This window comes from Rathayibacter sp. AY1G1 (assembly GCF_002932095.1).
GTDB lineage: Bacteria > Actinomycetota > Actinomycetes > Actinomycetales > Microbacteriaceae > Rathayibacter.
The window spans coordinates 1-20191 of the sequence record NZ_PSUZ01000027.1 but is presented as its reverse complement, the minus strand read 5'-3'; the positions used below and the strand labels follow the sequence as shown (position 1 = coordinate 20191).

Below are 20191 nucleotides of genomic sequence, written 5' to 3'. Positions count from 1 at the left end.
CTCGTGGCGCGGGACTCCGGTTGCAGCTGCACTCTCGGAACTGACTATCCGACACGCGCTCCTCCGCGGTGCGACCTGCGGTCGACTCCCGGCGGAGCGGAGATCCGGCGCGTCCATTCGCGGAACGCTGTCGATCTCCTGTGGCCCGGTACTCGCCCGGTAAACCTTCTTCGCGTCGATGCGGGGTCCCCCGGACCGACGGCTCCGATTATCGCACGCATTCCCAGAGGCGCCGATCCGGCGCGTGCCATAATCCCCCGGTGTCCAGCGATCCCGGGGTGCGCGACGCCCCCACCCAGCAGCGCCCCGTCGTCTTCGCCGTCCTGCTGATCGTCCTCGGCGTGATCGGCTGGACCGCCGCCTTCGCCCTCACGAACGACAAGTTCGCCGCTCTCGAGAACCCGGATGCGGGCCTCGGCTGCGATTTCAGCCTGCTCGTGCAGTGCAGTGCGAACCTGAACTCGGCGCAGGGCGCGGTCTTCGGCTTCCCGAACCCCCTCATCGGCCTGGCGGCCTGGATCGCGCCGATCGTGGTGGGGCTGGGCCTGCTCGCGGGCGCCCGGTTCGACCGGTGGTTCTGGGCGGCCTTCAACGTCGGCTTCCTGCTGGCCCTGGTGTTCGTGGGCTGGCTCATCGCGACGAGCGTCTTCGCGCTCGGAACGCTCTGCCCCTGGTGCATGCTCACCTGGGCCGTCGTCATCCCGGGCTTCTGGCTGGTGACGCTCCGCAACCTCCGTGAGGGCGTGTTCCCCGTCCGCGCCGGGGTGCGCCGCTTCGCCGGTGCCGCCTACGGCTGGGTCCCGTTCATCACGCTGCTCTGCTACCTGCTGATCGCGGTGATCGCGCAGGTGAGGCTGAACGTGCTCGCCTACCTCTGACGGACGTCGTCAGAGGCAGGCGGCCGAGCGGCTCAGGCGAACCAGAGGCCGAGCTCGCGCGCGGCCGACTCCTCGGAGTCGGACCCGTGCACGAGGTTCTGCTGGACCTTGCGGCCCCAGTCGCGGCCGAGGTCGCCGCGGATGGTGCCGGGCGCGGCCGTGGTCGGGTCGGTGGTGCCGGCGAGGGCGCGGAAGCCCTCGATCACGCGGTCGCCCGCGATGCGCAGGGCGACGATCGGGCCGCTCTCCATGAACTCGACGAGCGGCTCGTAGAAGGGCTTGCCCTCGTGCTCGGCGTAGTGGGCGGCGAGCAGCTCCCGGTCGGCCTCGACGAGCCTCACGTCGACGAGGGAGTAGCCCTTCGCCTCGATGCGGCGGAGGATCTCGCCGGTGAGGTTGCGGGCGACGCCGTCGGGCTTGACGAGGACGAGGGTCTCCTGAGTGGCCATGGTTCAGCGGTCTCCTTCGGTGGGGTCGGTGGGCTCCGCCGCCCGGCGCGTCTGAGCGTCGAGGCGTGTGCCGGTCACCATGCAGTACGTCCACAGCGCCACGAAGGCGGCGCCGATCACGTACATGATCGGGACCAGCAGGCCCGAGGCCACGATAACGAACTGGAGCACCCAGCCGATGCGGAAGCCGACCGGCCGGTTCAGCAGGCCCAGAGTGGCGACGAGCGCGAGGCAGACCACCGCTCCCCCGACCAGCACGACCACGGGGTCGGCCGCCTTCAGCCCGAAGGCGACCAGGGTGGCGAGGAAGACGATGACCGCCTCGAAGCCGAGCACGATCGAGCCGAGGCTCTCCCGGACGGTCCGCGAGCGCCGCGGGCGTCCGGCCCTCACGCGCCCAGCCAGTTCTCGTCGCGGGCCGCAGTGATCGTGCGGCCGACGAGGGTGATCGAGCCCGTGACCAGCAGAGCGCCCTTGTCGGTGCGCGCCGCGAGGACGCGGCCGGCCGTGAGAGCACCCAGCGGGTCGTCGGCGACGCGGACCGCCTCCTCCGGGAACACGGTGCGGGCGAGCGCGGCGAGCTCCTCGGCGGGCATCGCCCGATCGCTCGGCGCCGTGGTCACGATCAGCTCGTCCACCACGGGGCGGAGCTCCCGGAGGATCCCCTCGGCGTCCTTCTCGGCCAGCACGCCGAGGACGGCCGTCACGCGGTCGAAGTCGAAGTAGCGGCCGAGAGCGGCGGCGAGGGACGCGGCACCGTGCGGGTTGTGCGCCGCGTCGACGACGGTGCGCGGAGCGAGTCCGACGAGCTGCAGGCGGCCCGGGGAGGTCGCGGCGGCGAAGCCCTCGTCGAGGACGTCGCCGGTGAGCTCCTGCGTCCCGCCTCCCAGGAACGTCTCGACCGCGGCGACGGCCACGGCGGCGTTCTCGGCCTGGTGGTCGCCGAAGAACGGCAGCAGCAGCTGCTCGTACGTGGTGACGAGTCCCCGGACGGTGACGACCTGGCCGCCGACGGCGACGGTCGTCGACTCGACGTCGAACTCCGCCCCCTCGACGACGATCGTCGACTCGGTGGCCTCGGCCGCGTGCCGCAGCACCGCCTCCGCCTCCGGGACCTGCCTCGCGGAGACCACCGAGGCGAGCGGCTTGACGATGCCCGACTTGGTGCGCGCGATCTCCTCGATCGTCGAGCCGAGGCGGTCGGTGTGGTCGAGGGCGATCGGCGTGAAGACGGCGACCTGCGCGTCGGCGACGTTCGTCGAGTCCCACTCGCCGCCCATCCCCACCTCGACGACGGCCACATCGACCGGCGCGTCGGCGAAGGCCGCGTAGGCCAGGACGGTGATCGCCTCGAAGAAGGACAGCGGCGCCTCGCCCTGCTCGGCCAGCTCGGCGTCGGTCATCCGCAGGTACGGCTCGACGTCCTGCCAGTTGTCGGCGAGGCTCCGGTCCGAGATCGGCTCTCCGTCGATGACGATGCGCTCGTTGAAGCGCTCGAGGTGCGGACTGGTGAACAGGCCCACCCGCAGCCCGTGGGCGCGCAGCAGGCTCTCGATCATCCGGCTGGTCGAGGTCTTGCCGTTGGTTCCGGCGATCTGGATCACCGGGTAGGCGCGCTGCGGGTCGCCGAGGATCTCGACGGCGCGCCGGGTCGGAGCGAGGCGCGGGCGGACGCTCGCCTCGCCCAGGCGCTCCAGCAGCGCGGCGTAGACGGCGTCGGCGGCCGCGCGGTCGGCGTCGTCCGGCTCGAACGGATCAGACATCGGCGGCCTCGACCTTCTCGACGCGGATGATGGCGGTGCCCGCGGGGCCGAAGGCGATCGCGCCCTCGCCGCCCTCGAGAGCCGTGGTGAGCGGAGTGAACGCGCATCCGGTCGCGAGGGTCTCCTCCGCGATCCAGAGCGCGTGCGGCTCGAGCGCCTGCAGGCTCGGCTCGTCGAGCACGACCTCCAGGACGATCCGGTCGCTGACCTCGAACCCGGCCGCCTTGCGGGCGTCCTGCACCGCGCGGATGAGGTCGCGGGCGAGCCCCTCCGCTTCGAGCTCGGGGGTGGTCGCCGTGTCGAGGAGCACGAAGCCCCCGCGCGGGAGCAGGGCGATGGCGCGGTCGTCGCCGGCCGAGCCGCCGACCTCGAGCGTGAGCTCGTACTCGCCCTCGACCAGCTCGACGCCGCCGGCGGTGACGACGCCGTCCGTCTCGCTCCAGTCGCCGGCCTTGGCGGCCCTGATCACGGTCTGCACGCCCTTGCCGAGCCGGGGCCCGGCAGCGCGCGCGTTGACCGCGAGACGGGAGGTGACGCCGTAGTCGGCGGCGCTGGAGTCGACCAGCGGCACCAGCGACACCTCCTTCACGTTCAGCTCGTCGCGGAGGATCGCCTCGAACGGCGCGAGCTCGGCGGCGTCGGCGACCACCACGGTCAGGCGCGCGAGCGGCAGGCGGACGCGGAGCCCGGCCTGCTTGCGGAGGGAGAGCGCGGTGGACGAGATGCCGCGGACCGCGTCCATCGCGTGCACGAGCGCCGGGTCGGCGGGGAACTCGTCCGCCTCCGGCCAGTCGGTGAAGTGGACGCTGCGGCCGCCGGTCAGGCCCTGCCAGATCTGCTCCGTGACGAGAGGCAGGAGCGGGGCGGCGACGCGGCACACGGTCTCGAGGACCGTGTAGAGCGTGTCGAACGCCTCCGATCCGCGGCCGTCCTCGTCGACGCCCTGCCAGAAGCGGTCGCGGGAGCGGCGCACGTACCAGTTCGTGAGCACGTCGCTGAAGTCGCGGAGCGCGGCGGCCGCGAGCGTGGAGTCCAGCGCCTCGAGCCGGCCGGTCACGGTCTCGACCAGATCGCGGGTCTTGGCCAGCAGGTAGCGGTCGAGGACGTCCTCGGAGCCGGTGCGCCTGGTCGCCTCGTAGCCGCCGCCCGCCGAGGCGTTCGCGTAGAGGGAGAAGAAGTACCAGGTGCTCCACAGCGGCAGCAGCACCTGGCGGACGCCCTCGCGGATGCCCTCCTCCGTCACGACGAGGTTGCCGCCCCGGAGGACCGGGCTCGACATCAGGAACCAGCGCATGGCGTCGGAGCCGTCGCGGTCGAAGACCTCGGCCACGTCCGGGTAGTTGCGCAGCGACTTGGACATCTTCTGCCCGTCGTTGCCCAGCACGATGCCGTGGCTGACCACGTTGCGGAACGCCGGGCGGTCGAAGAGCGCGGTGGAGAGCACGTGCAGCGTGTAGAACCAGCCGCGCGTCTGCCCGATGTACTCGACGATGAAGTCCGCCGGGTTGTGGGTGTCGAACCAGTCCGCGTTCTCGAACGGGTAGTGCACCTGGGCGAAGGGCATCGATCCGGAGTCGAACCAGACGTCGAGGACGTCGCTGATCCGGCGCATCGTCGAGCGCCCGGTCGGGTCGTCGGGGTTCGGGCGGGTCAGCTCGTCGATGAACGGCCGGTGCAGGTCGTCCGGGCGCACGCCGAAGTCGCGCTCCAGCTCGTCCAGCGAGCCGTAGACGTCGATCCGCGGGTACTCCGGGTCGTCGCTCTTCCACACCGGGATCGGCGAGCCGAAGTAGCGGTTGCGGCTGATGGACCAGTCGCGCGCGCCCGAGAGCCACTTGCCGAACTGACCGTCCTTGACGTTCTCGGGGACCCAGGTGATCTCCTGGTTGAGCTCCTCCATGCGGTCGCGGATCGCGGTGACCCGGACGAACCAGCTCGAGACCGCCTTGTAGATCAGCGGATTGCGGCAGCGCCAGCAGTGCGGGTACGAGTGCTCGTAGCTCGCCTGGCGGAGCAGCCGGTGGCCCGCGCGCAGCAGCTGCGTGAGGGGCTTGTTCGCGTCGAAGACCTGGAGGCCGGCGACCTCGCTGATCTGCGGCAGGAAGCGGCCGCCGTCGTCGACCGAGATGATGACGGGGATGCCCGCCGCCTCGCAGACCTTCTGGTCGTCCTCGCCGTAGGCGGGCGCCTGGTGCACGATGCCGGTGCCCTCGCTGGTGGTCACGTAGTCGGCGACGAGGATGCGCCACGCGTTCTGCGTGCCCCAGGCCTCGGTGTCCGCGTAGTGGTCCCAGAGGCGGTCGTAGCTGATCCCCTCGAGCTCGGAGCCGCGGTGGGTGCGCGAGACGGCGGCCAGGGCCGACTCCGCGTCCGGATAGCCGAGGTCCTTCGCGTAGGCGCCGACCTGGTCGATGGCGAGCAGGTACTCGGCCGAGAGCTCGCGCTCCTCGGGCTCGCCCCTGCCGTCGGCCGCGCCGTTCGGGCCGGCGGGGACGACCGCGTACTCGATGTCGGGCCCGACGGCGAGCGCGAGGTTCGTCGGCAGCGTCCACGGCGTCGTCGTCCACGCGAGAGCGCGGACCGCCGTCAGCTGGAGCGCCTCCGCCGTCTCGCCGACCAGCGGGAAGGTGACGGTGACCGTCTGGTCCTGGCGCATCTTGTAGACGTCGTCGTCCATCCGCAGCTCGTGGTTCGAGAGCGGCGTCTGGTCGCGCCAGCAGTACGGCAGCACGCGGTGGCCCTCGTAGGCGAGGCCCTTGTCGTAGAGCTGCTTGAACGCCCAGATCACCGACTCCATGAAGGTGGGGTCGAGCGTCTTGTAGTCGTCGTCGAAGTCGACCCAGCGCGCCTGGCGGGTGACGTAGTCCTGCCACTCCCCGGTGTAGCGCAGCACCGACTCCTTCGCGGCGGCGTTGAACGCCGCAACGCCCATCTCCTCGATCTGGGACTTGTCGGTGATGCCGAGCTGCCGCTCCGCCTCGAGCTCGGCGGGCAGGCCGTGGGTGTCCCAGCCGAAGCGGCGGTGCACCTGCCGTCCGCGCATCGTCTCGAAGCGGGGGAAGACGTCCTTGGCGTAGCCGGTGAGGAGGTGCCCGTAGTGCGGCAGGCCGTTGGCGAAGGGCGGGCCGTCGTAGAAGACCCACTCCGGCGCTCCCTCGCGCTGCCGGATCGACTCCTGGAAGGTGTCGTCCGCCTTCCAGTACGCGAGCACGCGCTCCTCGATCTCGGGGAAGCGCGGCGACGGGGACACGCCCCGGCCGAACGCGGAGCCCTCGGCGGGCTCGGCTCCGTGCGGGGTGGGCGGGGTCAGGGGGTAGGTCACGTGCGGTCTCCTGGCAGTGCTGCTGGTCTGCACGAGGACGGCCCGCCCGGATCTCAGACCCCGGGCCGGGTCGCGGTACCACCTCGCTTGGACCGGTCGGCCGGTCGCTCCCGGAGGAGTGCCCGCTGACGCGTTCCCACTCGATCGGCTGTCACGGGCCGCACCCGTCCGGGTCTACTGGGCGCAGGCCGGAGCCGGCGCCGTTCTTCCGGAGACTCACCGGTGATGGCCGGGTCGAAGTCGTCCGGCGCTATCCTAGCGCGTCGGGGGAAGCGGAGCAGGAGCGGTTCATGGTGCGAGGAGTGCAGCGCGGACGACCCCGCGCGTCGTCGCGCTCCATGCTCGAGGACGCCGCACTGGACCTCTTCGTCGAGCAGAGCTACGCGGGCACGACGATCGAGCAGATCGCCCAGCGGGCGGGGGTCTCGCGCAACACCTTCTTCAACTACTTCGAGTCCAAGAGCGACGTCTTCTGGGTGCTGGTCGACGACCGGCTGGCCGAGCTCCCGGAGGCGCTGGCCGAGACGGCGGCAGAGGCGCCGGTGATGGACGCGCTCGGCGACGCGCTGCTCGCGATCGGCTCCGGCTTCGGACCCGCGACGGTGCCGTGGGTGCTCACCCAGTCCGAGATGATCGGCAGCGTCCACGAGCTGCAGGCGTCGGCCCTCGGCCGCCTCGCCCGGCAGGCGGCCGTGATCGCCCGCTTCGTGGAGGAGCGGAGCGCGCGCCCGCTGCCCTCGCACCTCTCGCGCGCCATCGCCTACGCGAGCGTCGGAGCCGCGGTGGCGGCCGTGCAGGCGTGGGCCGCGGCGGGCCCCACCCGCGGCGAGCTCGTGCCCTATCTCGACGAGGCGCTCGCGCCCGTCCGCGCCGGCTTCACCCCCGTCGTCGACTGACCCGGCTCCCGCCGCTCCGGTAGAATCGTCGCGGCCGGCGGGCGACTCGCCCCGGAGCCCCCATCCAGGCACCATCACCACCGACACGGTGCCGCCCATAGCGAACCGGAGCATCATGACCCTCGCCGACCGCCTCCCCGCGAAGCCCGCCCTCGAGGGCCTGGAGGGCACGTGGGGCCTCCGCTGGCAGATCGACGGGACCTACCGGTTCGACCGCACCGGCCTCACCCGCGCCGACGTCTACTCGATCGACACCCCGCCGCCCACCGCGTCCGGGTCGCTGCACATCGGGCACGTCTTCTCCTACACGCACACCGACGTCGTCGCGCGGTTCCAGCGGATGCGCGGCAAGAGCGTCTTCTACCCGATGGGCTGGGACGACAACGGCCTGCCCACCGAGCGCCGCGTGCAGAACTACTACGGTGTGCGCTGCGACCCGACGCTCCCCTACGAGCCCGGCTTCACGCCTCCGTTCGAGGGCGGCGACAACAAGAGCAGCAAGGCCGCCGACCAGAAGCCGATCTCGCGCCGCAACTTCGTCGAGCTGTGCGAGCGCCTCACCGTCGAGGACGAGAAGCAGTTCGAGGACGTCTGGCGGGCCCTCGGCCTGTCCGTCGACTGGTCGCAGAGCTACCGGACCATCGGCGACGAGTCGCAGGCCGCCTCGCAGCGCGCCTTCCTCCGCAACCTCGCCCGAGGCGAGGCCTACCAGGCGCAGGCCCCGACGCTCTGGGACATCACCTTCCGGACCGCCGTCGCCCAGGCGGAGCTCGAGGACAAGGACCAGCCCGGCGCCTACCACCGCCTCGGCTTCCACCGCGAGGGCGGCGAGGACGTCTTCATCGAGACGACCCGTCCCGAGCTGCTGCCGGCCTGCGTCGCCCTCGTCGCGCACCCCGACGACGAGCGCTACCAGCCGCTGTTCGGCACCACCGTCCGCACGCCGCTCTTCGACGTCGAGGTCCCGGTGCTCGCGCACCACCTCGCGCAGAAGGACAAGGGCTCGGGCATCGCGATGATCTGCACCTTCGGCGACATCACGGACGTGGTCTGGTGGCGCGAGCTCGACCTGCCCAACCGCGCGATCATCGGCTTCGACGGCCGCCTGATCTCGGAGGCGCCCGCCGCGATCACGAGCGACGGGGGCCGCGCCGCGTACGAGCAGCTCGCCGGCAAGACCGTCTTCTCCGCGAAGCAGGCCGTCGTGGCGCTGCTGAAGGAGTCCGGCGAGATGGTCGGCGACCCGCGCCCCATCACCCACCAGGTCAAGTTCTTCGAGAAGGGCGACAAGCCGCTCGAGATCGTGTCGACCCGCCAGTGGTACATCGGCAACGGCGCTCGCGACGCGGTGCTCAAGGAGCGCCTGCTGGAGCTCGGCCGCGACGTGCGCTTCGTGCCGGAGTTCATGCGCGTCCGCTACGAGAACTGGGTGAACGGCCTCTCCGGCGACTGGCTGATCTCGCGCCAGCGCTTCTTCGGCGTGCCGATCCCGGTGTGGTACCCGCTCGACGGCGACGGCAACCCCGTCTTCGACTCCCCGATCGTGCCGGACGAGGCGGCGCTGCCGGTGGATCCCTCCAGCGACCCGGCCCCCGGCTACTCGGAGGACCAGCGCGGAGCGGCGGGCGGCTTCCATGGCGAGCTCGACGTGATGGACACCTGGGCGACCTCCTCGCTGACCCCGCAGCTCGCGGGCGGCTGGGAGCGCGACGACGAGCTCTGGCAGCTGGTCGCTCCCTACGACCTGCGCCCGCAGGGCCAGGACATCATCCGCACCTGGCTCTTCTCTACCCTCCTGCGCTCGCAGCTCGAGGACGGCCGCGCCCCGTGGAGCACGGCGACCGTGTCCGGCTTCATCGTCGACCCCGACCGCAAGAAGATGTCGAAGTCGAAGGGCAACGTGGTCACTCCCGCCGCGATGCTCGAGCAGCACGGCTCGGACGCGGTCCGCTACTGGGCCGCCTCCTCGCGCCTGGGCACCGACGCGGCCTTCGACCCGCAGAACCCGACGCAGATCAAGATCGGCCGCCGACTGGCGATCAAGATCCTCAACGCGGCGAAGTTCATCCACGGCTTCCCTCTCGCCGAGGGCGCCGAGGTCACCGACCCGCTCGACCTCAGCATGCTGGCCACCCTCGACACCGTGGTCGCCGACGCGACGACGGCGCTCGAGAACTACGACCACGCCCGCGCCCTCGAGACGACGGAGGCGTTCTTCTGGACGTTCTGCGACGACTACCTGGAGCTGGTGAAGGAGCGCGCGTACAGCGAGGACGGCGCGTCCGCCGCGGCCGCCCTGCACCGGGCGCTCGACGTCCTCCAGCGCCTGTTCGCGCCGTTCCTGCCGTTCGCGACGGAGGAGACCTGGTCGTGGTCGCACGACGACTCGGTGCACCTGCGCCCCTGGCCGACCGTCGAGGGCCTGGGCGGCGACCCCGCCGTCCTGGCCGCGGCGAGCTCGGTCCTCACGGCCATCCGGCGCGCGAAGACCGATGCGAAGGCCTCGCAGAAGACGCCGGCCCGCTCCGCCCTGGTGACGGCGCCCGCCGAGCTCGTCGCGTCTCTCCGACTCGCCGCGGGAGACCTCGCGGCCGTCGGCAGGATCGCGACGCTCGACTTCGCCGAGGGCGACGCCCTCGCGGTCGGCATCGAGCTCGAGACCGAGGCGTAGCGCCGCTCCCGGGAGGCGGGAATGGTCCCGCCTCCCTCCCCACCGTCGAGAGGACCCCTCCCATGCAGCTCGGAACCCGCTGGTCGGTCGGCCAGGTGCCGCCGCAGACCCTCCCCGAGATCGTCGTCACCGCCATCGGCGACGTCGAGGGCGAGCTCACCGCGGCCGGCACGGCGACCGCCGACTGGCGCTGGACGCTCACCTGGCTCGAGGGCAGGCCCGTCCTCGAACTCGACGACGGCACGACGATCACCTACCGTCCTGACGAGGACGCTGCCTACATCACGCAGCCGCAGGGCCGCGTGGAGGGCGAGGACGACGACGACTGGGGCTGACGCCCCTTCGCGGCGCGGTCGTCGAGTCCGGTGAGCGCGCGCGTCCTGCGATCCTGAGTCGGAGCCCGCTCCCCCGCTCGAGCTCTAGGCTCGCAGGATGAGCGCTCCCGATCCCGTCGCCGTCTTGCTCGAGCCGAGCGGACTCCCCCACGGGCTCCCCGACTTCGCCGCCGTCGACCCCGAGGCCTACCGCCCGGCGTTCCTCGAGGCCCTCCGCCGGCACCGCGCCGAGATCGACGCGATCGCCGGCGCCTCCGAGCCGCCGACCGTCGAGAACACCCTCGTCGCCCTCGAGCGGGCGGGGCGCGAGCTGCGCCGGGTGGGCGCCGTCTTCTTCACCGTCGCCGCCTCCGACCGCACTCCGCTCACCGACGCTCTGGAGGCCGAGCTCGCTCCGCTGCTCTCGGCCCACAGCGATGCGATCAGCCTCGACCCGCGCCTCTTCGCGCGGCTCCGCGCTCTCGCCGAGCAGTCGACGGAGCTCGACCTCGACGCCGAGACGGCCTACCTCCTCGAGCGGAGGATCACCGGGTTCGAGCGCTCCGGTGCGCTCCTCGACGACGTGGGGAAGGCACGGCTCGGCGAGCTGAACGAGCAGCTCTCGACCCTGACCACGCGTTTCGAGAAGGACCTGCTCGCCGAGTCGAACGACCGGGCGGTCCTCCTCGAGGACGTCGCCGGCCTCGACGGGCTCGACGAGTCCGACGTCTCGGCCGCCGCGCGCGCCGCCGCCGACCGCGGCGTCGACGGCTGGCTGATCACCCTGCCCCTCTACTCCGGCCACCCCTGGCTCGCGCGTCTGCGCGACCGCGGCGTCCGCGAGCGCGTCCTGCGCGCCTCTGTCGGCCGCGGTGCGGAAGGCGGGCCGCACGACACCACCGCGACTCTGCAGCAGATCGTCGCGCTGCGGGCCGAGCGCGCAGCTCTGCTGGGCGCGGCCTCGCATGCCGATTTCGTGATCTCGGGCCAGACCGCGGGCTCGCCGGAGCGCGTCCTGTCGCTGCTGCGCGAGCTCGCCGCTCCCGCCGCCCGGAACGCGAGGATCGAGCTCGAGCGGATGCAGGCCTCCGCCGACGCCGAGCAGGACGCCGCCGGAGCGCCGCGCTTCACGATCGAGGCGTGGGATCGCGCCTACTACGAGGAGCGCGTGCGGTCGGAGAGCTACTCCGTCGACTCCAGCGCACTGCGTCCCTTCTTCGAGCTGGAGCGGGTGCTCCGCCGCGGCGTGTTCGCCGCCGCCACCGGTCTCTACGGCGTCCGCTTCTCGGAGCGGAGCGACCTGGCCGGCTACAGCGAGCACGTCCGCGTGTTCGAGGTGCACGAGGAGGACGGGACCCCGCTGGGCCTGTTCCTGCTCGATCCCTTCACCCGCGACTCGAAGCGCGGCGGGGCGTGGATGAACTCCCTCTCCAGCCGCACGTCGCTGCTCGGTGACTCCGCCGTCGTCGTGAACAACCTGAACCTGTCGGCTCCGGGCCCGGGCGAGCCCGCCCTTCTCAGCCTCGACGAGGTGGAGACGCTGTTCCACGAGTTCGGGCACGCCCTGCACGGCCTGTTCGCGAGCACGCGGTACCCGCGCTTCGCCGGTACCGCGGTGTTCCGGGACTTCGTCGAGTTCCCGAGCCAGGTGAACGAGACGTGGGTGCGCCGCCCCGGGCTCCTCGCCGAGTACGCCCGCCACGTCGAGACCGGCGAGGCCCTGCCCGCGGGGACCGTCGAGCGCCTCGAGGCGTCCGCGCTGTGGGGCGAGGGCTTCGCGACGAGCGAGTACCTGGCGTCCGCCCTGCTCGACCTCGCCTGGCACTCCCTGGCGGCCCCGGTCGAGCCGCGCGACGCAGCCGCCTTCGAGCGCGACGTGCTCGACGGCGCGGGCCTCCTCCTTCCCGCCGTGCCGCCCCGCTACCGCAGCACGTACTTCGCGCACGTCTTCTCCGGCGGCTACTCCGCGGGCTACTACTCCTACATCTGGAGCGAGATCCTCGACGCGGACACGGTCGAGTGGTTCGAGGAGAACGGCGGCCTCGACCGCTCGGCGGGCGAGCGCTTCCGCCGCGGGGTGCTCGAGCTCGGCGGCTCCCGCGATCCGCTCGACGCGTACCGCGCGTTCCGCGGGCGGGATGCGCGGACCGAGCCGCTGCTCGCGCGCCGCGGCCTCCTCTAGCGGCGCCGGGGGACGAGCCAGGCGAGGAGGACGAGTCCCACGACCAGGCCCCAGAACGCCGATCCGATCCCCGCGATGGTCGTGCCGGAGGCGGTGACCAGGAGCGTCGCCGCCGCCGGCAGCCGCAGCCGCGCGTCCTCCACAGCGGCCTGCACCGCCGACACGAACACCCCCAGCAGCGCCAGACCGGCGACCGCCTCGATCAGCAGCGGGCTCGCGGAGGACACCAGCGCGGCGGCCGCTCCGGCGAACACGCCCAGCACGAGGTAGGAGGCGCCCGCCGAGACCGAGGCGACCCAGCGCTGCTCCGGCCGCGGCGAGGCCTCGGGACCCGCGGTCAGCGCGGCGCTGAGCGCGGCGTAGTTGATCGGCACTCCGCCGAAGACCGCCGAGACCCCGGAGAGAGCGCCGGTCGAGACGATCCCGGGACGCGAGTGGGCCGCGAAGCCGAAGCTCGACAGCACCGCGATGCCCGGGATGTTCTGCCCGGCCATGGTGACCACGTAGAGCGGCAGGCCGATCCCGACCATCGCTCCGATTTCGAACACCGGAGCGACGAACTGCGGCACGGGGAGCAGCGGCGCACCGGCGAGTGCCGCGCCGTCCGTCACGATCAGCAGCACGATCGCCAGGGCGATCGCGGCCGGCACCGCCCAGCGGGGCAGGAGCCGCAGGAGCAGCAGCCAGAGCAGGATCACCGGCAGCGCGAGCGCGGGGATCTCGACCGCCGCGCGCACCGGCGCCAGGACGAGCGGGAACAGGATGCCCGCGAGCATGGCGTTCGCGAGCGGCCGCGGGATGCGCGCGACGAGCCTCCCGAGCGCCGGCCACAGCCCGGTGACCACCAGCAGAGCGGAGGCGACCAGGAACGCCCCGACCGCGCGGTCGAAGCCGCCGGGGAGCGTCGCGGTCGCGGCCAGCAGGGCGGCGCCCGGCGTGCTCCAGGCGAAGGTCATCGGCACGCGGTAGCGGATGCTCAGCACGATGCAGAGGACCCCCTGCAGCACGCAGACGGCGAGGAGGCCCGACGCGGCCTGCACGTCGGTGGCGCCCACCGCGACCACCCCGGCGAGCACGATCGCGAACGAGCTCGAGAAGCCGGTCAGGGCGGCGACGATCCCGGCGAGCAGCGGCTGGACGATGGCGGAGCCTCCCGGAGGATCGACCGGCACCGAGGCGACCGGACGCGCCGTCGACGCGCTCCGCCAGGTTAGGGAAGCGGGAGCGCCTCGCCCGACGATCCGCCGGGCCAATCGCGGTGAACTGGCAGAGCGGGGCGGGGAGCGACTAGGCGCTCTTCTCCTGGCGACGGGGAGCGTGGGGCACGATCGTCGGGGCCGCGTTGTCGAGCACCGCGGCGCGGGTGACGACGACGCGCGCCACCTCGTCCGAGGAGGGCACCTCGAACATGATCGGGCCGAGCACCTCCTCGAGGATGGCGCGCAGTCCGCGAGCTCCGGTCTGGCGGAGGACCGCCAGGTCCGCGATGGCCTCGAGAGCGCCCCGGTCGAACTCGAGCTCGACGCCGTCGATCTCGAACATCCGCTGGTACTGCTTCACGAGCGCGTTGCGCGGCTCGGTGAGGATCTGCATGAGCGCGACCTGGTCGAGCTGCGTGACCGTCGTGACGACGGGGAGGCGCCCGATGAACTCGGGGATCAGCCCGAACTTGTGCAGGTCCTCCGGGAGGACCTCGCTGAAGATGTTGATCTCGTCTTCCTTGTTGTGCAGCGGGGCGCCGAAGCCGATGCCGCGCTTGCCCGCCCGCGACGAGATGATGTCCTCGAGTCCGGCGAAGGCGCCGGCGACGATGAAGAGGACGTTCGTCGTGTCGATCTGGATGAACTCCTGGTGCGGGTGCTTCCGCCCGCCCTGCGGGGGCACGGAGGCGACGGTGCCCTCGAGGATCTTGAGCAGCGCCTGCTGCACTCCCTCGCCCGAGACGTCGCGCGTGATCGAGGGGTTCTCGGCCTTCCGCGCGATCTTGTCGACCTCGTCGATGTAGATGATGCCGGTCTCGGCACGCTTGACGTCGTAGTCGGCGGCCTGGATGAGCTTGAGGAGGATGTTCTCGACGTCCTCGCCGACGTAGCCCGCCTCGGTGAGGGCCGTGGCGTCCGCGACGGCGAAGGGCACGTTGAGGCGCTTCGCGAGGGTCTGGGCGAGGTAGGTCTTCCCGCAGCCCGTGGGGCCGATGAGCAGGATGTTGCTCTTGGCGATCTCGACCTCGTCGTGGATCGCGTCGGCGGCGGTGATGGTGTTGCGGGCCCGCACGCGCTTGTAGTGGTTGTACACGGCGACGGCGAGGGCCTTCTTGGCCTGCTCCTGCCCGATCACGTACTCCTCGAGGAAGCCGAAGATCTCCTTCGGCTTCGGGAGGTCGAACTCGTGGCTCGTCTCCTCGCTCGACTCGGAGAGGCGCTCCTCGATGATCTCGTTGCAGAGCTCGACGCACTCGTCGCAGATGTAGACGCCCGGTCCCGCGATGAGCTGCTGGACCTGCTTCTGGCTCTTGCCGCAGAAGGAGCACTTCAGCAGGTCGGCGCTTTCGCCAATACGTGCCACGGGGATGCCCCACTTCCTTGTCGTGCGTCTGTCGTGCGTCGGTCGGTCGTGCAACGGAGCCCGGAGCTCCGGCCGGTGCGAGCGGGACGAGCCCCCTGACACTGCTCCGAGCCTAGCCGCTGAGCCGCGAGGGCTCGGCAGGCGGGCCGGATTCGCCGTGCCTTGCGCCTCGTGTGGCGCTTTGCTACGGCGACGGAGGACGCAGAGAGGGGCCGGGCGGCGGATCGCTCCGCCACCCGGCCCCTCCTGGACGCCCTACGCCGTGAGAGCCGGGAGGCTCTTGCGGCTGGTGAGCACCTGGTCGATCAGCCCGTACTCGAGCGCGTCGCTCGCGCCGAGGATCTTGTCGCGGTCGATGTCCTTCTTGACCTGCTCGATCGAGCGGTTCGAGTGGTGCGACAGCGTCTCCTCGAGCCACTCGCGCATGCGCATGATCTCGGCGGCCTGGATCTCGATGTCCGAGGCCTGGCCCCCGCCCTGCTGCACGGCGGGCTGGTGGATGAGGATGCGCGCGTTCGGCAGCGCGAGGCGCTTGCCGGGCGTTCCCGCGGCGGTGAGCACGGCGGCGGCCGAGGCGGCCTGGCCGAGCACGACCGTCTGGATGTGCGGGCGGATGTACTGCATCGTGTCGTAGATCGCCGTCATCGCGGTGAAGGAGCCACCGGGCGAGTTGATGTACATGACGATGTCGCGGTCCGGGTCCTGGCTCTCGAGCACGAGGAGCTGGGCCATGATGTCGTCCGCGGAGGCGTCGTCGACCTGGACTCCGAGGAAGATGATGCGGTCCTCGAAGAGCTTGGCGTACGGGTCCTGGCGCTTGTAGCCGTAGGCCGTGCGCTCCTCGAACGTGGGGAGGATGTAGCGCGAGGACGGTGCGGCTCCGGAGCCGAACGCCGTTCCGCCGAAGGTGGGTGTGGTCATTGTCTGTTCCTGATCTCTCGGCGCGTTCGCTGGACTACTCGTCGATGGCGGTTCCGCCACCGCCGGCCACGTCGGTCGCCGACGAGCGGATGTGGTCCACGAAGCCGTAGGCGAGGGCCTCCTCGGCGCTGAACCAGCGGTCGCGGTCACCGTCCTCGTTGACCTGCTCGACGGTCTTGCCGGTCGCCTTGGCGGTGATCTCGGCGAGGCGCTTCTTCATGTCGAGGATGAGCTGCGCCTGGGTCTGGATGTCGGAGGCCGTGCCGCCGAAGCCGCCGTGCGGCTGGTGGAGGAGCACCCGCGCGTTAGGGGTGATGTAGCGCTTGCCCTGGGTTCCGGCGGTGAGGAGCAGCTGGCCCATGGAGGCCGCCATCCCGATGCCCACGGTCACGATGTCGTTCGGGACGAACTGCATCGTGTCGTAGATCGCCATGCCCGCGGTGATGGAGCCGCCGGGCGAGTTGATGTAGAGGTAGATGTCCCGCTCGGAGTCCTCGGCTGCCAGGAGCAGGAGCTTCGCGGCGATCTCGTTCGCGTTCTCGTCGCGCACCTCGGAACCGAGCCAGATGATCCGGTCCTTGAGCAGGCGGTCGAAAACACTGTTGGGCATAACCATGTCGGCCATGTATTGCTCCGTTTCAGTTGTCGCTTCGGAGGCGAATCTATCGGACGCCGCCAGGCCGATCCGGCCGTGTTCGCCCGGGGCGGAGCGGGAGTCGCCCGTGTTCGCCCGGGGCGGACCGGAGCCCCCCCAACGAGAGGAGCCGCCCTCCGACGGATCGGGGGGCGGCTCCTGACGTGCTCGCGGCGACTACTCCGCGGCCGGGGTCTCCTCGGCGGGAGCGGCGGCCTTCTTCTTGGCCGGCGCGCGCTTCTTCTTGGGGGCCGGGGCGGGCTCCTCCTCGGCGGCGGGCTCCTCGGCGACGGGCTCGGCGGGGACCTCGGCGTCGGCGTCGGCCTGAGCCTCCTCCGCGACCTCGGTCTCGTCCGAGGCGACGGCCTCGTCGGAGGCCTCGACGGCCTCGTCGTCACCGGGGACCGCGGTGAACGCGGTCAGGTCGACGGCGTTGCCCTCGGTGTCGGTGACCTTCGCCTTGCCGAGGACGATCGCGAGCGCCTTGTTGCGGGCGACCTCGCCGACCATCTGGCCGATCTGGTTGTTCTCGGACAGGATCTTGATGAACTCGTTCGGCTCCATGCCGTACTGCGCCGCACCCTGGATGAGGTACTGCGTGAGCTCGTCCTGGCTGACCTGGACCTTCTCCTGCTCGACGACGTGGTCGAGGAGGATCTGCGTCTTGAAGGTCTTCTCGCTGGCCTCCTTGACCTCGGCGCGGTGCTCGTCGTCCTCGAGGCGGTTCTCGCCCTCGAGGTGGCGGTGCACCTCGTCCTCGACGAGACCGGCGGGCACGGGGACCTCGACGAGGGCGAGCAGCGCCTCGACGAGCTTCTCGCGGGCCTCGCCGCCCTGGCCGAAGGTCTTCTGCTGAGCGGCCTGCTCCTTGAGCGACTCGCGCAGCTCGGCGATGGTGTCGAACTCGCTGGCGATCTGCGCGAAGTCGTCGTCGGCCTCGGGGAGCTCGCGCTCCTTGACGGCGGTGAGCGCGACGGCGATCTCGGCCTGCTCGCCGGCGTGGTCGCCGCCGAGCAGCGGAGCGGTGAACGTGGTGCTCTCGCCCGCGGTGAGCGAGTCGAGCGCCTCGTCGATGCCCTCGATCAGCTCGCCCGAGCCGAGCTCGTACGAGATGGCGTTGGCGGTGTCGACCTCGACGCCGTCGATGGAGGCGACCAGGTCGATCTGCGCGAAGTCGCCGGTCTTCGCCGGGCGGTCCACGGTGACCAGGGTGCCGAAGCGGCTGCGGAGCTTGTCCAGCTCGGCGTCGACGTCGGCGTCGGTGACCTCGGCCGCCTCGACGGTGAGCTCGATGCCGTCGTAGTCCGGGACGGTGATCTCGGGGCGCACGTCGACCTCGATGGCGAGCTCGAGGTCGCCGGTGAAGTCCTTGTCGCTCGGCCAGGCGACGATGTCGGCCTGCGGGCGGCCCAGGGGGCGGACCTCGGTCTCGCGGACGGCCTCGCGGTAGAAGCCGTCGAGGCCCTCGTTGACCGCGTGCTCGAGCACCGCGGCCTTGCCGACGCGCTGGTCGACGATGGCGGGCGGGACCTTGCCCTTGCGGAAGCCGGGGACGTTGATCTGCTCGGCGATGTGGCCGTAGGCGTGCGTGATGCTGGGGCCGAGCTCGTCCGGGGTGACCGAAATCGCGAGCTTCACGCGGGTCGGGCTCAGCTGTTCTACCGTGGTCTTCACGTGAGGGGATCTCCTGTGCTGGTTGGTGTCGGCGCCGGATGACGGTCGTCACGGGTCGATGTCGTCACGATGAGTACTCGTGGTCGGGGCGACAGGATTCGAACCTGCGACCTCCCGCTCCCAAAGCGGGCGCTCTAGCCAAGCTGAGCTACGCCCCGGATGCGCGGGCCTGGGCACCGTGCGTGAGACTCTCGTCGAGCCGTCCCCGCACGTGCGCTTGCGCGACACGCCGAAATGGCCTTCGCAAGTGTACTGCACCGCGGCAGCGGCGACCGGAACCGCGCGGCGGAGGACGACCGGGGTGTCCACGGTGCTCGCGCGATGTACTACGCTGTCCTGGTGCCCGGTCGAGAGACCCGGTCGCACCGGTTCGCGGTCGTCAGACCAGCGATTCGGGGCTGTAGCTTAGTGGTAAAGCCTCTGTCTTCCAAACAGATGATGCGAGTTCGATTCTCGTCAGCCCCTCTCCTCTCGAAGAGCCCCGGATGTCCGGGGCTCTTCGTCGTTCCAGGCGTGCTCAGCCGACCGCGCCGCGGTGCTCCTCCGTCAGGGCGAGGTACGAGGCGGCGTTCCGGCGGATGCCCTCGCGCTCCTCCTCCGTCAGCTCCCGCCGGACCCTCCCGGGGACGCCCGCCACGAGCGAGCCCGGCGGGACGACCGTCCCCTCGAGGACGACGGCGCCCGCGGCGATCAGCGAGCCGGTGCCGATGACGGCCCCGTTCAGGACGGTCGCGCTCATGCCGACCAGCACGTCGTCCTCGAGGGTGCAGCCGTGCAGCACGGCGTTGTGCCCGACCGAGACTCCGGCGCCGATGACCGCGTCGTAGTCGGCGTCGACGTGGACGACGACGCCGTCCTGGAGGTTGCTGCCGGCGCCGAGCTCGATCCGCGCGTGCTCCGCGCGCAGGACGGCGCCGTACCAGACGCTCGCCCGCTCCCCCAGGCGCACGGAGCCGATCACGGTGGCGCCCGGAGCGACCCACGCGGTGTCGGCGATCTCCGGGGCGCGTCCCCCGGTCAGGGCGAGGACGCGGGCGCCCTCCGCAGGACTCGACGGCATCGGGTTCTCCTCTTCTCCGGTGGTCAGCGCCCGGCGCGCAGGAAGGCGAGGACCGCCAGCACCCGCCGGTGGTCGGAGCCCGAGTCCTCGAGCCCGAGCTTCTGGAAGATCGCGGTCACGTTCTTCTCCACGGCGCCCACGCCGACGAAGAGAGCAGAGGCGATGCCCGCGTTCGTGCGCCCCTGGGCCATCTGCTCCAGCACCTCCCGCTCCCGCGGGGTCAGCGAGGCGAGCGGGTCGCGGTTGCGCTGCAGGAGCGAGGCGACGACCTGCGGGTCGAGGACGGTTCCGCCCGCCGCGACGCGCTCGACGGCGTCGCGCAGCTCCTCCACGGAGGCGACCCGGTCCTTCAGGAGGTAGCCGAGTCCGCCGTCGCCGGAGCCGAGCAGCTCCTGCGCGTAGGTGACCTCGACGTACTGGCTGAGCAGCAGGACCGACACCTGCGGGTAGCGCCGGCGGATCTCCAGCGCCCCGCGGACGCCCTCGTCGCGGAAGGTCGGCGGCATCCGGACGTCGAGCACGGCGACGTCGACGCCGGCCGGGTCCCGCGCCAGATCGGCGAGCAGGGCGTCCGCGTCCCCGAAGGCGCCGACGGAGGCGAACCCCGCGTCCTCGAAGAGGCGGACCAGGCCCTCGCGCAGGAGGACCGAGTCCTCGGCGATGGCGACTCGGATCACGGGCACGCCCTCAGGATAGGACGGCCGGGAGGTAGGGGACGTGCACCCCGACCGTGGTCGGCCCGCCGACCGGCGACTCCACGCTCAGGATCCCGCGCAGGCCCCGGACGCGCCCGCGCACGCGCTCGACGACCGCGAGGTGGCGGAGCGGTACTGGCCGGGACGCACCGGCCGGGCGTTCCCGC

16 protein-coding genes and 2 tRNA genes are annotated in these 20191 nt (G+C 71.6%); 6 read left to right on the top strand and 12 right to left on the bottom strand.

Annotated features, from left to right (window positions below; genetic code table 11):
* Window positions 1-260 precede the first annotated feature (260 nt).
* Entirely contained in the window at window positions 261-878 is a 618-nt protein-coding gene (locus tag C5C36_RS14285) for a vitamin K epoxide reductase family protein (protein ID WP_258072314.1), read from the top strand.
* Window positions 879-910: 32 nt separating this feature from the next.
* Here C5C36_RS14285 and ndk read toward each other — a convergent pair whose 3' ends face one another.
* From ndk to ileS, 4 genes are read right to left on the bottom strand one after another with little or no spacing between them, the layout of a single operon-like run.
* A complete protein-coding gene (gene ndk, locus C5C36_RS14280; RefSeq protein WP_104309941.1) occupies window positions 911-1327 on the bottom strand; it encodes a nucleoside-diphosphate kinase in 417 nt (138 codons plus the stop codon).
* A gap of 3 nt (window positions 1328-1330) precedes the next feature.
* Window positions 1331-1720, bottom strand: coding sequence for a DUF4233 domain-containing protein (locus C5C36_RS14275; protein WP_104262805.1), 390 nt, complete (start codon window positions 1718-1720; stop codon window positions 1331-1333).
* Entirely contained in the window at window positions 1717-3090 is a 1374-nt protein-coding gene (locus C5C36_RS14270) for a folylpolyglutamate synthase/dihydrofolate synthase family protein (protein ID WP_104223687.1), read from the bottom strand. The genes C5C36_RS14275 and C5C36_RS14270 overlap by 4 nt, the downstream gene beginning before the upstream one ends.
* Window positions 3083-6412, bottom strand: a complete 3330-nt coding sequence (ileS, locus tag C5C36_RS14265) for an isoleucine--tRNA ligase (protein ID WP_374954352.1) — start codon at window positions 6410-6412, stop codon at window positions 3083-3085. Before ileS ends, C5C36_RS14270 begins: the two co-directional genes overlap by 8 nt.
* A 290-nt stretch (window positions 6413-6702) precedes the next feature.
* On the opposite strand from ileS, the gene C5C36_RS14260 reads away from it, so the two are divergent.
* From C5C36_RS14260 to C5C36_RS14245, 4 genes are all read left to right on the top strand, one after another.
* On the top strand, window positions 6703-7308 hold the full coding sequence (locus tag C5C36_RS14260) for a TetR/AcrR family transcriptional regulator (RefSeq protein ID WP_104223688.1): 606 nt from the start codon (window positions 6703-6705) through the stop codon (window positions 7306-7308).
* Between the two features lie 115 nt (window positions 7309-7423).
* Complete coding sequence (gene valS, locus C5C36_RS14255; protein WP_104309940.1) at window positions 7424-9979, top strand: valine--tRNA ligase; 2556 nt, start codon at window positions 7424-7426, stop codon at window positions 9977-9979.
* A 62-nt stretch (window positions 9980-10041) separates the two neighbouring features.
* Entirely contained in the window at window positions 10042-10314 is a 273-nt protein-coding gene (locus C5C36_RS14250) for a hypothetical protein (protein ID WP_104261275.1), read from the top strand.
* Between the two features lie 97 nt (window positions 10315-10411).
* Window positions 10412-12475: a M3 family metallopeptidase gene (locus C5C36_RS14245; protein ID WP_104309939.1), complete on the top strand. Its 2064-nt coding sequence runs from the start codon at window positions 10412-10414 to the stop codon at window positions 12473-12475.
* Here the strand turns inward: C5C36_RS14245 and C5C36_RS14240 are convergent.
* The 6 genes from C5C36_RS14240 to C5C36_RS14215 all read right to left on the bottom strand — a co-directional run bounded on the left by C5C36_RS14240 (window position 12472) and on the right by C5C36_RS14215 (window position 18427).
* A complete protein-coding gene (locus C5C36_RS14240; protein ID WP_104309938.1) occupies window positions 12472-13647 on the bottom strand; it encodes a benzoate/H(+) symporter BenE family transporter in 1176 nt (391 codons plus the stop codon). The genes C5C36_RS14245 and C5C36_RS14240 overlap by 4 nt on opposite strands.
* A gap of 115 nt (window positions 13648-13762) precedes the next feature.
* A complete protein-coding gene (gene clpX / locus C5C36_RS14235) occupies window positions 13763-15040 on the bottom strand; it encodes an ATP-dependent Clp protease ATP-binding subunit ClpX (RefSeq protein ID WP_104223693.1) in 1278 nt (425 codons plus the stop codon).
* Window positions 15041-15295: 255 nt separating this feature from the next.
* The gene (locus tag C5C36_RS14230; RefSeq protein WP_068253282.1) at window positions 15296-15961 is read right to left on the bottom strand and encodes an ATP-dependent Clp protease proteolytic subunit; all 666 of its coding nucleotides are present in this window, start codon (window positions 15959-15961) and stop codon (window positions 15296-15298) included.
* Window positions 15962-15995: 34 nt separating this feature from the next.
* A complete protein-coding gene (locus tag C5C36_RS14225) occupies window positions 15996-16586 on the bottom strand; it encodes an ATP-dependent Clp protease proteolytic subunit (RefSeq protein ID WP_097165884.1) in 591 nt (196 codons plus the stop codon).
* A gap of 186 nt (window positions 16587-16772) precedes the next feature.
* Window positions 16773-18269 (bottom strand): trigger factor, encoded by a 1497-nt coding sequence (gene tig, locus C5C36_RS14220; RefSeq protein WP_104247279.1) that lies wholly within the window; start codon window positions 18267-18269, stop codon window positions 16773-16775.
* A gap of 80 nt (window positions 18270-18349) precedes the next feature.
* Window positions 18350-18427, bottom strand: a tRNA-Pro gene (locus C5C36_RS14215).
* 236 nt (window positions 18428-18663) lie between these two features.
* Between C5C36_RS14215 and C5C36_RS14210 the strand changes: the two genes are divergently transcribed.
* Window positions 18664-18734, top strand: a tRNA-Gly gene (locus tag C5C36_RS14210).
* A gap of 52 nt (window positions 18735-18786) precedes the next feature.
* Here C5C36_RS14210 and C5C36_RS14205 read toward each other — a convergent pair.
* Complete coding sequence (locus tag C5C36_RS14205) at window positions 18787-19329, bottom strand: gamma carbonic anhydrase family protein (RefSeq protein ID WP_104226728.1); 543 nt, start codon at window positions 19327-19329, stop codon at window positions 18787-18789.
* A gap of 23 nt (window positions 19330-19352) precedes the next feature.
* Complete coding sequence (locus C5C36_RS14200; protein ID WP_104223696.1) at window positions 19353-20012, bottom strand: response regulator transcription factor; 660 nt, start codon at window positions 20010-20012, stop codon at window positions 19353-19355.
* Between the last annotated feature and the right edge of the window lie 179 nt (window positions 20013-20191).